The sequence below is a fragment of the Elstera litoralis genome, assembly GCF_000963705.1.
Lineage (GTDB): Bacteria > Pseudomonadota > Alphaproteobacteria > Elsterales > Elsteraceae > Elstera > Elstera litoralis.
This window is the reverse complement of record NZ_LAJY01001011.1, coordinates 1-651: the sequence shown is the minus strand read 5'-3', so window position 1 is coordinate 651 and position 651 is coordinate 1. Positions and strand designations below refer to the sequence as shown.

Annotated in this window: 1 protein-coding gene; it reads left to right on the top strand. The window is 48.8% G+C overall.

The window, feature by feature from the left end:
- Positions 1-142 precede the first annotated feature (142 nt).
- Positions 143-571, top strand: a complete 429-nt coding sequence (locus VZ95_RS21235; RefSeq protein WP_045777637.1) for an S-adenosylmethionine decarboxylase — start codon at positions 143-145, stop codon at positions 569-571.
- Positions 572-651 lie beyond the last annotated feature (80 nt).

Genomic DNA, 651 nt, shown 5'->3' with positions numbered 1-651 from the left:
GCTAGGCCTCGGATCCTCGGAAGCCAACTGGCCTTTGAGTTTCGATGCTTTCCCAGCAGCTTGACTGCATCACAGGTGATCCACCTCTGCCGCCTAGCGTCCGACAGCGCTAGCATGATTTTTTGTCTAGAAAGGGTTTGAAATGCAGGTTCATAAGCACTTGATCGTCCGTGCCAATATCGCAATTCCACCGTCACAAGCTGATACGGAAGCCGTTACGGAATGGTTAAACAATCTCATTCACAAAATCGGCATGAAGGTCTTAATGGGACCATATGCAAAATATTGCCCCGTGATAGGGAATAAAGGTTTAACCGCAGCAGCAATTATAGAAACTAGCCATATTGTTCTCCATAGCTGGGACGAATGTATCCCCGCAGTGATGCAACTCGATGTCTACTCTTGCTCCGAATTCGAGATTGGCACAATTATTAACGAGTTAAAATCCTTCTCCCCAATCAAAATCGAATACAAATTCTTAGATCGTTCGGAGAACCTCACTGAAATCAGTTCAGGAGAACTAGCGGGGGATCATGTTGTGGAAGGTTACCTCGAGCCACAGCACGCGTAGATAGGTGTAACCGAACTCCAGCGCACGGTGCGCGGTTTGCCGCGCCCTGCAATCAGGCCCGTCAAAATCCGGGCGACGCT